15 protein-coding genes are annotated in these 13,350 nt (G+C 58.7%); all 15 read left to right on the top strand.

Going from position 1 to position 13,350, the window contains the following annotated elements; all coding sequences use genetic code 11:
* Position 1: 1 nt before the first annotated feature.
* Positions 2 to 373, top strand: a complete 372-nt coding sequence (gene rpsM, locus DW937_RS07325; protein WP_005937976.1) for a 30S ribosomal protein S13 — start codon at positions 2 to 4, stop codon at positions 371 to 373.
* 14 nt (positions 374 to 387) lie between these two features.
* Positions 388 to 798 carry a 30S ribosomal protein S11 gene (gene rpsK / locus DW937_RS07320; protein WP_005934894.1) on the top strand — a complete coding sequence of 137 codons (411 nt, stop codon included), beginning with the start codon at positions 388 to 390 and terminating at the stop codon, positions 796 to 798.
* Between the two features lie 20 nt (positions 799 to 818).
* Positions 819 to 1,421 (top strand): 30S ribosomal protein S4, encoded by a 603-nt coding sequence (gene rpsD, locus DW937_RS07315; protein WP_120120551.1) that lies wholly within the window; start codon positions 819 to 821, stop codon positions 1,419 to 1,421.
* A gap of 113 nt (positions 1,422 to 1,534) precedes the next feature.
* Positions 1,535 to 2,494, top strand: a complete 960-nt coding sequence (locus DW937_RS07310) for a DNA-directed RNA polymerase subunit alpha (protein WP_044953267.1) — start codon at positions 1,535 to 1,537, stop codon at positions 2,492 to 2,494.
* Between the two features lie 23 nt (positions 2,495 to 2,517).
* Positions 2,518 to 2,859 (top strand): 50S ribosomal protein L17, encoded by a 342-nt coding sequence (gene rplQ, locus DW937_RS07305; RefSeq protein ID WP_005921819.1) that lies wholly within the window; start codon positions 2,518 to 2,520, stop codon positions 2,857 to 2,859.
* Positions 2,860 to 3,034: 175 nt separating this feature from the next.
* Positions 3,035 to 4,342 (top strand): hypothetical protein, encoded by a 1,308-nt coding sequence (locus DW937_RS07300; RefSeq protein WP_242959190.1) that lies wholly within the window; start codon positions 3,035 to 3,037, stop codon positions 4,340 to 4,342.
* 18 nt (positions 4,343 to 4,360) lie between these two features.
* Positions 4,361 to 5,068, top strand: coding sequence for a response regulator transcription factor (locus DW937_RS07295; RefSeq protein ID WP_120020863.1), 708 nt, complete (start codon positions 4,361 to 4,363; stop codon positions 5,066 to 5,068).
* Positions 5,065 to 6,489, top strand: a complete 1,425-nt coding sequence (locus DW937_RS07290) for a HAMP domain-containing sensor histidine kinase (protein WP_097777147.1) — start codon at positions 5,065 to 5,067, stop codon at positions 6,487 to 6,489. The genes DW937_RS07295 and DW937_RS07290 overlap by 4 nt, the downstream gene beginning before the upstream one ends.
* A gap of 62 nt (positions 6,490 to 6,551) precedes the next feature.
* Positions 6,552 to 7,499 (top strand): DUF1385 domain-containing protein, encoded by a 948-nt coding sequence (locus DW937_RS07285; protein ID WP_005937952.1) that lies wholly within the window; start codon positions 6,552 to 6,554, stop codon positions 7,497 to 7,499.
* Positions 7,493 to 8,467: a HemK/PrmC family methyltransferase gene (locus DW937_RS07280; protein ID WP_120020865.1), complete on the top strand. Its 975-nt coding sequence runs from the start codon at positions 7,493 to 7,495 to the stop codon at positions 8,465 to 8,467. The genes DW937_RS07285 and DW937_RS07280 overlap by 7 nt, the downstream gene beginning before the upstream one ends.
* Before the next feature lie 117 nt (positions 8,468 to 8,584).
* Positions 8,585 to 9,766, top strand: coding sequence for a recombinase RecA (gene recA / locus DW937_RS07275; protein ID WP_118526585.1), 1,182 nt, complete (start codon positions 8,585 to 8,587; stop codon positions 9,764 to 9,766).
* Positions 9,767 to 10,276 carry a regulatory protein RecX gene (locus DW937_RS07270; RefSeq protein WP_120120550.1) on the top strand — a complete coding sequence of 170 codons (510 nt, stop codon included), beginning with the start codon at positions 9,767 to 9,769 and terminating at the stop codon, positions 10,274 to 10,276.
* Between the two features lie 38 nt (positions 10,277 to 10,314).
* Positions 10,315 to 11,640 carry a 30S ribosomal protein S12 methylthiotransferase RimO gene (gene rimO / locus DW937_RS07265; protein ID WP_005937940.1) on the top strand — a complete coding sequence of 442 codons (1,326 nt, stop codon included), beginning with the start codon at positions 10,315 to 10,317 and terminating at the stop codon, positions 11,638 to 11,640.
* Positions 11,641 to 11,658: 18 nt separating this feature from the next.
* A complete protein-coding gene (gene pgsA / locus DW937_RS07260; RefSeq protein WP_120120549.1) occupies positions 11,659 to 12,273 on the top strand; it encodes a CDP-diacylglycerol--glycerol-3-phosphate 3-phosphatidyltransferase in 615 nt (204 codons plus the stop codon).
* Between the two features lie 160 nt (positions 12,274 to 12,433).
* On the top strand, positions 12,434 to 13,081 hold the full coding sequence (locus DW937_RS07255; protein ID WP_120120548.1) for a hypothetical protein: 648 nt from the start codon (positions 12,434 to 12,436) through the stop codon (positions 13,079 to 13,081).
* Positions 13,082 to 13,350 lie beyond the last annotated feature (269 nt).

The following is a 13,350-nucleotide window of genomic DNA, read 5'->3' as shown; positions in this document are numbered from 1 at the left end:
TATGGCACGTATTGCCGGCGTTGACCTGCCCCGCGAGAAGCGCGTTCAGGTGGGTCTCACCTACGTTTATGGTATCGGCCAGACCACTGCTAACAAGATCCTGGAAGCAACTGGCATCAACCCCGATACCCGCGTCAAGGACCTGACTCTGGAAGAAGAGGCTAAGATCCGTGACTACATCGATCAGGCTAACATCATCGTTGAAGGCGACCTGCGCCGCAACGTTGCTCTGGACATCAAGCGCCTGGTTGAGATCCAGTCCTTCCGTGGCACCCGCCATCGCAAGAATCTGCCCTGCCGCGGCCAGCGTACCAAGACCAATGCACGTACCTGCAAGGGTCCCAAGCGCACTGTCGCTAACAAGAAGAAGTAAGGAGGATTTGAGAAATGGCAAGTGCAAATAATGCCAAGAAGGGCGCTAATGTCCGCATGAAGCGCAAAGAGCGCAAGAACATTGCTGCTGGTCAGGCTCATATCCAGTCTACCTTCAACAATACTGTTGTCACCATCACCGACCTGCAGGGTAATGCAGTGTCCTGGTGCTCCTCCGGCTCCCTGAACTTCCGCGGCAGCCGCAAGAGCACTCCGTTCGCAGCCCAGTCTGCTGCTGAGACCGCAGCCAAGGTTGCTATCGAGCATGGCATGAAGACCGTTGAGGTCTACGTCAAGGGCCCCGGCGCTGGCCGTGAGTCCGCTATTCGTGCGCTGCAGGCTACCGGCCTGGAAGTCACCCTGATTAAGGACGTGACTCCCATCCCCCACAATGGCTGCCGTCCCCCGAAGCGCCGTCGTGTCTGATCGAAGGAGGAAATTGAATTATGGCAAAGAATACGCAGCCTATCGCAAAGCGTTGCAAGGCCCTGGGCATTTCTCCTGCGGTCATGGGCTATGCAAAGAAGAATACCACCCGCAACTCCAATGGCAACATGCGCAAGAAGCAGTCTGAGTACGCATCTCAGCTGAAGGAGAAGCAGAAGGTCAAGTTTATCTACGGCGTTCTGGAAAAGCAGTTCCACAATGCTTACCTGCGTGCTGAGGCCCGCCCCGGCAAGACTGGTGAGAACCTGCTGCAGATCATGGAGTGCCGTCTGGACAACGTCGTGTTCCGTCTGGGCTTTGCTCAGACCCGCCGCGACGCTCGTCAGCTGGTGTCCCACGCTCACTTCACCGTCAACGGCAAGAAGGTCAACATTCCTTCTTATCAGGTGAAGGCTGGCGACGTGATCGAAGTGCGCGAGTCCAGCCGCAGCTCTGCAAAGTTTGCAAAGCTGACCGGCCCCGAGGCTCCCATTGTTGCTCTGCCCGCATGGCTGAACCGTGAGACCGGTTCTCTGAAGGGTGTTGTCGCAAAGCTGCCCGAGCGCAGCGATATCGACTACGAAGTCGCAGAGCACCTCATCGTCGAGCTGTACTCCAAGTAATCCATTAAGAAGGCTGGGCCTTCCCCGTGGACGGCTCACTTTCGCATTCTTTTCTTTGAAAGAATTTAATAATGGGCCGGCGGCAGCGCCGGTTTGACAAGGAGGGCATAGATATGATGGAGATTGAACGTCCCAAAATCGAAACGGCAAGCCTGTCCCCGGACGGCCGCTACGGTAAATTCGTGGCAGAACCGCTGGAGCGTGGCTTTGGCATCACACTGGGCAATAGCCTGCGTCGTGTGCTTCTTTCCTCTCTGCCCGGTGTCGCCGTGACCAGCGTCAAGATTGATGGCGTGGTTCACGAGTTCTCCACCATTGAGGGCGTCAAGGAAGACGTTACCGAAATTGTCCTGAACCTGAAGGGTATTGCTGCAAAGCTGTACACCGATGGTCCGAAGACAGTGCGTGTTGAGGCAGTCGGCCCCTGTGAGGTCACCGCTGACAACATCAAGCAGGGCGACGACATCGAAATTCTGAACCCTGAGTGGCACATCGCAACCCTGGGCGAGGGCGGCAAGCTCGTCATGGAGCTGACCTTCGATAAGGGCCGCGGCTATGTGCCCGCAGAGCGCAACAAACAGGCTATCATCGAGAAGAACGATATCAACACTCTTCCCGTTGACAGCATTTACACCCCTGTGCTCAAGGTGAACTACAACGTCGAGAGCACCCGTGTTGGCCAGGCGATCGATTATGACAAGCTGACCATCGAGGTTTGGACCGATGGCACGATCAATGCGCAGGAAGCCGTTTCTCTGGCTGCCCGTGTGCTGACCGAGCACCTGAACCTGTTCGTCAACCTGTCCGATGAGGCAGCCGGCGCTGAGATCATGGTGGAGAAGACCAACGACGACAAGGAAAAGGCTCTGGAAATGACCATTGAAGAGCTGGATCTGAGCGTGCGTTCCTTCAACTGCCTGAAGCGCGCAGGCATCAACACGGTGGAAGATCTGGTCAGCAAGAGCGAGGACGAGATGATGAAGGTCCGCAACCTCGGTCGCAAGAGCCTGGAAGAGGTCATGGCAAAGCTGGATTCTCTGGGCTTCAAGCTGAACACGGATGACGATAACTAAAAATAATTAAGGAGTGAAACGGGATGCCCGGTACCAGAAAGCTCGGTAGAACCAGCGACAGCCGCAATGCTATGATGCGCGCTATGGTTACCTACCTGTTAGAGAATGGCAAGATTGAGACCACTGTCACTCGCGCTAAGGACGTTCGTTCCATGGCCGAGAAGATGATCAGCCTTGGCAAGGCAAGCGACCTGCACACCAAGCGTCAGGTTTATGCCTACATCACCAAGGAAGATGTTGCAAAGAAGCTGTTTGATGAGATCAGCCCCAAGTACGCTGACCGCAACGGCGGCTACACCCGCATCATCAAGATCGGCGCTCGCCGCGGCGACGCAGCTGAGATGGCAGTTCTGGAGCTGGTCTGATCTGCTCTGACTGTTTATAACAGTTTTTTAAGAGACTATCGTATTTTGTACGGTAGTCTCTTTTTTGCTTTCTCATTTTCAGGTGTTGGCATTGCGCCCGGCCCGTGGTATACTGACAATAGCATGTTTTCGGCCTTTGGCCGGACAAGTTTTCCACACAGAGGAGGCGCAGCGGTTGAAACATCCGAATCATTTTGGCCGGTGGTTGGCTTGCGTGCTGCTGTGCCTGCTTCTGGCAGGCTGCAGCATGCCCGGTGAACAGGTGCAGGTGGAAGAGCTTCTGCGTGCGCCCAAGCTTTCCGGCGATTACGGCGATGTGCAGACTGCCCTGAACGACTGGCTGGGGGAGAGCGCACAGCTCAAATATCCCATGCAGGGCGACCTGCTTTCGCCTTTCCTGCTGCAGGATCTGGACGGTGACGGCAGGCAGGATGCCGCCGTGCTTTACACCACCGCCCAAAGCTCCAACGTGTGCATTGCCATCCTGCAGAAGGATGATGCCGACATCTGGCATGTGCGCCAGAACGTAGAGGGCCTTGCAGACACGGTAGAGTCGGTGGGGCTGGCCCAGCTGCAGCCCGGCGATGCCACCCAACTGGTGGTGGGTTATACAGCGGCACAGGGCGACCATTATCTGGCTGTGTATTCCTACACCGACGGCGTGCTTTCCACGATCCTGGAGCAGCAGTACCAGCAGTATCTGGTGGAGGATATCACCGGCGGCGGCAATCAGGACCTGATCCTGATGTCCACGCTGGAGGACGGCGGCGTGCAGATCGAACTGCTGACCGTGGATAAAGAGGGCAGCTTCCAGCAGGTGGCTGTTATGGGCCTTTCCGCCAATCGGTTCGCCGGCTGCGCCTCGGTGGCGGCGGGTGTGGGTGCGGACGGCAGGCATTATCTGGTGCTGGATGGCTGGACCGGCATTTCCGGCAACAATCTGGCCAGCGTGCTGCTGCGTTTTGACGAGGACACGCAGCAGATGGTGCCTGCCGATCAGATCAGCACCGAAAAGCTTTACACCGCATCCCTGCGCAATGTGCCCAGTCTGGTCAGTCAGGATCTGGACGGCGACGGCATCGTGGAGATCCCCACCCAGCCGGACGAAGCGGGCCTGCTGAACATGAGCCAGAGCCGCCGCATGGATTTTATCGTGTGGATGGACTATACCAGCCCGCACCCGGAAAAAAGCTTCGGGCTGCTGGACGAAGAGACCAACTGCTATATCGAGCTGCCCATGGAGTGGGAGGGCAACCTCAAACTGACCGACAGCGAACAATATGATGGTGCAGTGGAGCTGCGCACGGTGGACGAAGACCAGCTGGTAATGACCCTGCGTCTGGTGCGCACCACCTCCAGCCTGAAGGGCTGGACCCGCCTTGGCATCGTGGCATCCCGCCAGATGCAGGCGAAGCTTGCCCCGGATGTGGAGATCAGTGATAAAAATTACCGCCTGTCCAAGGCGCTGTATCTGCTCAACTAAAGAACGGAGGAACAGTTCATGGTACGAGTGCTTGTCGTTGAAGATGAAGCCAACATCCGCGAGATGATCGCGCTGAACCTGCGCCTTGCGGGCATGGAGGCTGTGGAGGCCGAAAGCGCCGAGGCGGCTCTGCCGCTGCTGGAGAAGAAGCCGGGCTGCGATGCGGCCATTCTGGATGTGATGCTGCCGGGCATGAACGGCTTTTCCCTGTGCGAGACCATCCGCCGCACCGATCAGAAGATCGGCATTATCATCCTCAGCGCCAAGGGACAGGAGCAGGACAAGATCCGCGGCCTTTCTATTGGTGCCGATGACTATATGACCAAGCCTTTCAGCGTAAGCGAACTGCTGGCCCGTGTGAAAGCGCTGTGCCGCCGCGTCGGCCGTACTACAGGCGGGGACGAAAAAGAAAAAGAAAACCCGCTGGGGATGCTCACCAGCGGCGAATTTGTGCTGGACGAGAACCGCCGCGTGCTGCTCAAGGCAGGCCAGCCCATCGAGCTGACGCAGGTGGAATTCCAGATCATGGAGCTGTTCTTCCGCAACCCCGGCATTGCGCTGGTGCGCGAGAAGATCTTGAAGGGTGTCTGGGGCGAGAACTATTTTGGTGACGTGAAGATCGTGGATGTGAACATCCGCCGTCTGCGCATGAAGGTGGAGGATGAACCCAGCCATCCCACCCATATCCTTACTGTGTGGGGCTACGGCTACAGATGGGAAGAATGAGAAGCGGGATCACCCGCCGGTGGCTGCGGGGCAATCTGCTCATCACCGTGCTGCTGGTGCTGCTGGCCGAAACCATGTTCCTGTACAACTACACCCGCAGCTATTATAACAGCGTGCAGCAGACCATGTACCGGCGGTTCTCTTCGGTGTCCGGCCAGCTGAAAATGTACACCGGCGATACGGTGCAGAGCACGGCAGCTACCCGCAGCGTGGCCCTGCGCCGCATGGTGGAGCAGTTTGCCGATAAGGACAAATACGAGTTCATGCTGCTGGACAGCTATGGCGGGGTCATTGCGTCCTCCAGTGGCACAAATGCGGACGGCATTGTGACCGGCACCGACTTTGAGCAGGCGCAGGAGGCTTCTGATGGCCTTGGTGTGGCGGTCTACCGCACCCAGTCCGGTGAGCTGGTGATGGCGGCCTGTTATCTGGTGCCCTATGCCGCCGAGGATGTGGCGGCGATGCGTCTTGTCACCAGCCTGACCCTTGTGGGAGCGCAGATCAAGAACGCCATCGCGGTAAGTGTTGTGATCGCGGCGGTGATCCTTGCTTTCACCGTGATGTCCGGCCTGTACTTCATCCGCAGCATCGTGGTGCCGCTGGGGCAGGTGGAGCGCACCGCAGCCAGCATCGCCCGGGGTGAGCTGGATGTGCGCCTGCCGGTCACTGGCAACGAGCACGACGAGGTGGACCGCCTGCGCGGCACCATCAACCAGATGGCCGAAGGGCTGGAAGAGACCGAGAAGATGAAGAACGAGTTCATCAGTTCCGTCTCTCACGAGCTGCGCACGCCGCTCACCTCCATCCGGGGCTGGGTGGAGACCCTGCGCACACTGGACGACCCGGCAGACGAGAACTACCGCAAGGGCCTTGAGATCATCAACAATGAGACGGGCCGCCTGTACAACATGGTGGAAGAGCTGCTGGATTTCAGCCGTCTGCAGAACGGCCGCATCCGTATGGACTGCCGCCCGCTGGACCTTGTGGCAGAGCTGACCGATGCGGTGCTGTTCTGTGAAGCACGCATCCAGCGCGAGGGCCTTGTGCTCAGCTACACCGAGCCGGAGGAGATGATCCCGGTCTATGCCGACCCGGACCGTCTGCGGCAGGTGTTCATCAATATCATGGACAACGCCATCAAGTACTCGGCCCCCGGCGGGCGCATCACGGTCAAGCTGTGGGCGGGCGAATACAAGGCTTTTGCGGAGATCATCGATCAGGGCCGCGGCATCCCGCCGGAAGACCTTGAGAATGTCAAGACCAAGTTCTACAAGGGCAGTAATTCGGTGCGCGGCAGCGGCATCGGCCTTGCGCTGGTGGATTCCATCATGACTGCACTGGACGGCACCATGGACATCAAGAGCACGCTGGGCCGCGGCACAGTGGTCACACTGGGCTTGCCGCTGTACCATAAGGCGTGAAGATTTTGTCACAATTCTGTGGTAAAATAACCGGGAAAAATATGATCCGATAGGAGAACCCAATGAATCAACCCAAAAAGGAACGTTTCAAGACCAGCGTCGGCGGGCAGGCGCTGATGGAAGGCATCATGATGCGCGGCCCGAAGCTCATCTGCTGCGCCGTGCGCAAGCCGGACGGCACCATTGAGACCAAGATCGACCCTGTGAAGAACCACGGCATCTGGACAAAGATCCCGCTGGTGCGCGGTGCCATCTCCATGATCGAAAGCCTGATCGTGGGCTACCGATACATGATGTACTCGGCTCAGGTGAGCATGGGTGACGACTACGACCCCGAAGAGGAAGAGACTGCCTTTGAAAAATGGGTGGGCGACCACTTGGGCAAAAAGGCAGAGGACGCACTGCTGGCCTGTGCCGCCGTACTGGGCGGCCTGCTGGCGATTTTGCTGTTCACCGTGCTGCCCACCCTCATCGTGGGCGGCGTGAACCACTTTGTAACATTGGGCCGCTGGGCCAAGGTGGTGCTGGAAGCGGTGCTGAAAGTTGGCATCTTCCTCACCTATATGGTGGCCATCTCCAAGATGAAGGAGATCCACCGTGTGTTTGAGTACCACGGTGCCGAGCACAAGACCATTGCCTGCTATGAGGCCGGTGACGAGCTGACCGTGGAGAATGTGCGCAAGTACACTCGGTTCCATCCGCGCTGCGGCACCAGTTTCCTCATTCTGGTGGTCATCGTCAGCGTGTTCCTCTACAGCGTGCTGCCGTGGGGCAGCATCGGCCTGCGGGTGCTGTTCAAGCTGCTGCTTCTGCCGCTGGTCATGGGCATCAGCTATGAGCTGCTCAAGTGGTGTGGCCGTTCCGATAACATTGCCACCCGCATCATCCGCCAGCCCGGTATCTGGGTGCAGCACCTGACCGTGTTTGAACCGGACGACAGCATGATCGAGGTGGCTATTGCCGCCGTGACCCCTGTGCTGCCCGAGGACCCGGAGGATGGCAGATGGTAATTGCTGGTTTGACCCCGCGCGAAGCGGTGCGGGCTGTGGAAGCCCGGCTTTCCGCTGCAGGGTGTCCGGATGCCGATTACGATGCACGGGAGCTGTTCCGCGTGGCAGCCGGGCGGGATGCCCGCCTTTCCGACCGGGTGCTGACCACGGAGGAAGCGGAAAAGCTGGAAGCCCTCTGCACGCGCCGTGAGCAGCGGGAACCGCTGCAATACCTGTGCGGGATCTGGAGCTTTCTGGATTTTGACCTTGCTGTTGGCCCCGGTGTGCTCTGCCCCCGGGCAGACACTGAGGTGGTAGCGGAAGCGGCTGCCAATACCCTGACGGGCATTGCAGCGCCCCGGGTGCTGGATCTCTGCGCGGGGACCGGCTGTCTGGGGCTGGGCGTCAAGCGCTTCTGTCCGGCGGCGCAGGTGACCTGCGTGGAAAAAAGCCCGGAAGCCTTTGTTTATCTGGAAAAGAACTGCCGCTGCGCCCTGAAAGGGCAGGGCGGGCAGACGGAGGACTTGCTGGAGCCTACCGCGTTTGAGCAGGCAGATGCCCCGGCCTTTGACTGGGGGCCGGCGCTGAACGCTCTGCGCGCAAAGGCAAAGCAAGCCTATGCGGTGCAGCCGGTGGAGGGCGACCTGTTCACCTACTGGCAGGGCCTGCCGGAAGGGCAGCTTGATCTGATCGTATCCAACCCGCCCTACCTCACCGCCGAGGAGATGCGGCATCTGCAGCCGGAGGTGGCGCAGGAACCGGCCATGGCGCTGGAAGCAGGAAAGGACGGCCTTATGTTTTACCGTGCCCTTGCAGAGCATTACCAGAATGCACTGCGGCCCGGCGGCGCACTGGTGCTGGAGATCGGCTGGCAGCAGCGGCAGGCTGTGGCGGCACTGCTGGCTGCAAACGGCTGGGCAGACATTGAGTGCCGCAAGGATTTTGGCGGCAATGACCGGTGCATGATCGCCCACAGACCCGAAAAATAAAAGTGAAAACTGAAACAACTTCTTGTTGTAATATTTTGATTTTGTGGTATACTATACTGGAAAGTATACGGACAGCCCGCGCACGGCGGGCAGCAGGAAGAAAAGGAGCAGCACGCTATGGCAAAAAATCAGAACAACAACACCGTTGCCCCGGCGACCAAAAAGACCGAGCCGGAGGCCAAAAAGGATGCGCTGGCCACTGCGCTGGCCCAGATCGAAAAGCAGTTCGGCAAGGGTGCCGTGATGAAGCTGGGGGATAACGCCTCCATGCAGGTGGATGCCATTTCCACCGGCAGTCTGGGTCTGGATCTGGCTCTGGGCGTGGGCGGTGTGCCCCGCGGCCGCATCATTGAGGTGTACGGCCCGGAATCCAGCGGTAAGACCACGCTGGCTCTGCACATCCTGGCCGAAGCCCAGAAGCAGGGCGGCGAAGTGGCCTTCATTGATGTGGAGCATGCACTGGACCCCACCTATGCCGAAGCGCTGGGCGTGGACATCAACAATCTGCTGGTCAGCCAGCCGGACACCGGTGAGCAGGCCATGGAGATCTGCGAAGCACTGGTGCGCTCCGGTGCCATCGATGCCATCGTGGTGGACTCGGTTGCCGCCATGGTGCCGAGGGCTGAGATCGAGGGCGAAATGGGCGACAGCCATGTGGGCCTGCAGGCCCGCCTGATGAGTCAGGCCATGCGCAAGTTGACTTCGGTCATCGGCAAGACCAACACGGTCTGCGTCTTCATCAACCAGCTGCGTGAAAAAGTGGGCGTGATGTACGGCAACCCGGAGGTCACCACCGGCGGCCGCGCCCTGAAATATTACGCCTCGGTGCGCATCGACATCCGCCGCGTGGAGGGCCTGAAGGACTCTTCCGGCCAGTTCATCGGCAACCACACCCGCGCCAAGATCGTCAAGAACAAGGTGGCCCCTCCGTTCCGTGAGGCAGAGTTCGATATCATGTTCGGCGAGGGCATTTCCAAGATGAGCGAACTCATTGATGTGGGCGTGAAGCTGGGCATCGTGCAGAAGAGCGGCGCATGGTTCAACTATGGCGATGTCCGTCTGGGTCAGGGCCGTGACAACGCAAAGCAGTTCCTGAAGGACAATCCCGAGATCGCAAACGACATCGAGGGCCAGATCCGCGCCAATGCCGATAAGCTGTACGCATCCCGCCGCCCGGCAGGCAAGGGCGCTGCGGCCAAGGCCGAGGAACCCGCCAAGGCTGCAGATGCCAAGGAGCCGGTGGTCAAGGCTCCTGCCCGCAGCAGCGAGAGCGAACTGGATATCATGGTGGAGGACTAAATGTCCTTTTATAAACGCCGTCGCCCGAAGCCGGAAGAAGAAAAGTGCGCCGACCCGGCCAAGGCCCGCGCCCGCGCACTGGATGCGCTGGCCTCGCGCGAGATGTCCTCGGCACAGCTGTATGAACGGCTGTGCTATGGCTTTACCGAGCAGGCTGCAGCGGCTACTGTGGCTGAGATGGTGGATCTGGATTACGTAAACGATGACCGCTATGCCGAAGCCCGGGCACACAGCCTGCTTGCCGCCCGCAAGAGCCGCCGTGCGGCGGCCCAGAACCTGCGGCAGAAGGGCCTTTCCGGCGCGCAGATCGAGCAGGCGCTGGAAAGCGTCTATGCCCCGGACGCAGACGGCGAAAGCCCGGAGCTGGAAGCTGCCGCCGCTCTGGTGCGCAGCCGCTATATGAAAAAGCTGGCCGATGGCCGCCGCGACCTTGTGGTGGCCGCCCTGCAGCGCCGCGGCTTTGCGTATTCGGTCATAAAAGAAGCGATAAAAAGAGCGGAAGAAGAATAAAAAGCACCCCTCAAAAGAGAAAGAGAGTATCATCCCCTATGAAAATTGCGTGTATTTCCCTTGGCTGCCCCAAGAATCAGGTCGATCTGGATGTGATGGTGCATATCCTGCTGTCTGCCGGCCACGAGACCGTGGCCGATCTGGCCGAAGCAGATGTGATCCTTGTGAACACCTGCGGCTTCATCGAGAGCGCCAAGACCGAAGCTATTGAAAACATTCTGGAAGCCTGCTCCTACAAGCAGCAGAACCCGGAGTTGAAGGTCATCGTCACCGGCTGTCTTGCCGAGCGCTACCGCAGCCAGATCGAGGAAGAGATCCCCGAGGTGGACGCGGTGGTGGGCTGTGCCTCCAACAAGGCCATCGACACCATCGTGGCCCGCCTGTTCCATGGTGAGGACCATCTGGAAAGCTACGGTGCCAAAAAGGACTTTCCGCTGGGCGGCAAGCGTGTCATCGGCACGCCTGCCCACTATGCGTACTTAAAGATCGCTGAAGGCTGCAACAACCGCTGCCACTACTGCGCCATCCCCGGCATCCGCGGCCCGCTGCACAGCCGCGATATGGCCGACTGCGTGGCCGAAGCCCGCTGGCTGGCCGGTGAGGGCGTGAAAGAGCTGATCGTGGTCGCACAGGACCCCACCGCTTACGGCGAGGACTGGGGCAAGCCCGGCAGCATCTGCGAGCTGCTGGATAAGCTGAACAAGGTGCCGGGCCTCGAGTGGATCCGCATTATGTACGCTTACCCGGAGCGCATCACGGATGAGTTCATTGCCGCCATGAAGCGCAATGAGAAGGTGGTGCCCTACCTCGATCTGCCCATCCAGCACTGCAATGATACCATCCTCAAGAATATGAACCGCCGCTCCAACCGCGCCGAGCTGCTGGAGGTGATCGGCAAGCTGCGCCGCGAGATCCCCGGCATCACCCTGCGCACCACTCTGATCGCAGGCTTCCCCGGCGAGACCGAGGAGCAGTTCGAGGATCTGTGCAATTTTGTCAAGGAAGTAAAGTTTGATCGTCTGGGCTGCTTTGCCTATTCTGCCGAGGAGAACACCGTTGCTGCCAAGATGGACGGCCAGATCGAGCAGGAAGTCAAGGACAAGCGCGCCGAACTGGTGATGCAGATCCAGACCGGTATCATGGCCCAGAAGCAGGCCGAAAAGGTGGGCCAGACCGTGCATGTGCTTTGCGACGGCATCGACGAGGAGAGCGGCCTGTATCTGTGCCGCACCACCGGCGATGCTCCTGAGGTGGACGGCAATGTGTGCGTTTCCAGCGAGGAGCCGCTGTACCCCGGCCAGTTCTACGATGTTCTGGTGGACGACAGCGACCTTTACGATCTGTATGGTACTGTTGCAAAATAACAAATTGGAGGAATCTGTATGAATCTGCCCAATAAACTCACTTTGACTCGCATCCTGCTGGTGCCGGTGTTCATGGTCTTTGTGTCCCTCACCAGCCTGAACGGCATCGCAGATGGCTCCTTCCAGCCGACGTATTACCTGATCGCAGGCATCGTCTTTGCTGCCGCCAGCTTTACTGATTTTCTGGACGGCCATCTGGCCCGCAAGTGGAACATGGTAACGGACTTCGGCAAGTTTGCCGACCCGCTGGCCGACAAACTGCTCACCACTGTGGCCTTCATTTACATGATGCGGGACGGCGTATGCAGCCCGGTGGTGCTGTGCATCATTCTGGCCCGCGAGTTCGCCGTGTCCGGTCTGCGCATGGTGGCAGCCGGTGCCAAGGACGGCAAGGTGATCGCCGCCAACATGTGGGGCAAGGTGAAGACCGTGCTGCAGATGCTGAGCATCATCTTCTACTTCTTTGGCATGTCCATTGCAAGCATGTCGGCTACCGGCACAGAGCAGGGCGCGCGGCAGATCCTGGTAATCAGCATTTCCATGGTGCTGTGCTGGCTGGTGGCTGCCGTGACAGCCATTTCCGGCATCAAGTACCTGTGGGACAACCGCAGCTTCATCAACACCGCAAAATAAAAAGAACCCTCTCAGTCAATGCCTTGCGGCACTGCCAGCTCACCCGAAGGAAGCTTTGGCAAAACGGAGAAATTTATCTCTGCAGCCAAAACCTCGCACTTCAGGAGAGGTGGCAATGCGTCAGCACTGACGGAGAGGGTTTTGTTATTAGGAAAATATCATGAAAAAATTTGCTGATACAGTGCGCTGCCTGTTCTCCATCGCACTGAACCTGTTCATCGTCTGGGCGGAGCCCATTGCCCTGCCCATGAGCTGGGATTGGGGCAAAGAGCAGATGTTCATTTTTTACACCGAGGATTCCAACATCCTTTCGGCCTGCATCTGCGCCATGGTGGCGGTGGGCCAGCTGGTGTGCATCTTTACCGGCAGGGAACTGCCCCGCTGGCTGCACACCCTCAAGTACATTGCCACCTGCTGCCTGACCATGACCTTTCTCACGGTGGTGTTCGTGCTGGGCCCCATGTATGAGGACGGCAACGGCTGGTACATCATGCTGTGCACCAGCTCCATGTTGTACCATCACCTGCTCAATCCGCTGGCGGCCATCTTCTCCTTTGTGCTGCTGGAGCGCTCACCGCGCCTGCCCCGCAGTACGGTCAAGTGGGCGCTGCTGCCCACGGTGCTGTACGGCGGCATCATTTTGTGGCTGAACATCCAGCGCGTGGTAGATGGGCCATATCCCTTCATGAAGGTGTATGACCAGAGCGTGCAGGCGTCGGTGCTGTGGTGCATCGCCATCCTGCTGATGAATTACTTCTATGCATGGCTGCTCTGGAAGCTGAACGGCGGGAAGAAAGAAAAAGCCTGACGATTTGAAATGCCCTCCGCTTCGCTCTGGGCATAAATAGCGGAAATACTATTTTTTATTAGAGCAATACCGGACAGACTGCGGTCTGTCCGGTATTGCATTTTTCACAGAAGGGGCCGCAAAGAAAAACAGCATCTGAAAGCTCCGGCCCTTCCTGTGAAAAAGCAGCTCCGAAAAGCCCGCAGGCTTTTCGGAGCTGCAAATTAAAGATAGATTATCCTCTGAGTATGCCCAGAGCGAAGCGGAGGGCATTCTAAATGGTTCTTGTG

The sequence above is a fragment of the Faecalibacterium sp. AM43-5AT genome, from assembly GCF_003603345.1.
Classification (GTDB): Bacteria; Bacillota; Clostridia; order Oscillospirales; family Ruminococcaceae; genus Faecalibacterium; species Faecalibacterium taiwanense.
This window is presented reverse-complemented; position numbering and strand designations above follow the sequence as displayed.